The organism is Synechococcus sp. F70.1, from assembly GCF_047502745.1.
Lineage (GTDB): Bacteria > Cyanobacteriota > Cyanobacteriia > Thermostichales > Thermostichaceae > Thermostichus.
In genome coordinates, this window is sequence record NZ_JANSJL010000111.1 from 1 (window position 1) to 878 (window position 878).

At 61.7% G+C, this 878-nt stretch carries 1 protein-coding gene; it reads right to left on the reverse strand.

Annotation, left to right across the window (positions count from 1 at the left end):
* Positions 1 to 820 (reverse strand): transcription antitermination factor NusB (nusB, locus tag NW860_RS10815; protein WP_414426167.1); only part of this gene is annotated, 820 nt, incomplete at its 3' end.
* Positions 821 to 878: the final 58 nt, after the last annotated feature.

The following is an 878-nucleotide window of genomic DNA, read 5'->3' on the forward strand; positions in this document are numbered from 1 at the left end:
AACTGTCAGCAAGTGTCTCCTGGCTGTCCACCACTCGTCGCAGCACGCCGTTGACGAAAGCGGCAGCCTCCGGATCCCCATACTTTTTGGCCAACTCTACAGCTTCGTTGATGGCGACCTTAACGGGGCTGCTGGCCAGTATTTCCATCTCCACCACCGCCAGGCGCAGGATATCGCGCTCGATCCGCCCCACCCGCTGCAGTTGCCAGCCCACCAAGACCCCCTGCAGGCGCGCATCGATAGCTTCCTTGTGGGTGTGCAGGGCAGTCAACAGTTGCAGGGCATAGGCGCGCACCTCCGGCGCTTGGACAATGTGCAACAGCTCCGGCATGGAGAGGGCAGCCCCCAGGCGGTTGACGGCCTTTTGGGACAACTGAACAACTTCCTCCAGGATGTGGCGGACGCTTTGCAGCCGCTGCTCCAGGTGCTCTAGGGCTTGACCCGCGTTGCCGAGGGCCACCTGGGCCTGGTAGACCAGCTCCGGCAACTCCTTTGGCACAGCGACCTCCTGCAAAGCCCTTTCCAGACGCTGCAGCTGCCGCTGGGCCTGCTGAAGACGGAGAGCCAGGGAACGGGATCCGCTCTCCTCCTTCGCCTCAGAAACGGCCAACAACAGGGGATCGCTCTCCTGCAACAGGCGGTCGCTGCGCTGGATCTCCGCTGCTGCGGTTGCAAGAGTTTCATGGGTTTCTTCCTGCAAGGTGCGGATAGCTGCCAACAGCAAATCTTCCAATTGTTTTTCGCTGAGTTTGGCCGCCGTGGTCGGCAGTTGGCTGACCCCCAGCAAGGCCAGTTCGCGGGCAACACGCCGAGGTTGCATGGCAAAACACCCATGGCCTGTAACGACTGCCCCCGTGGGCTTAGCTATGTTAGCAGGC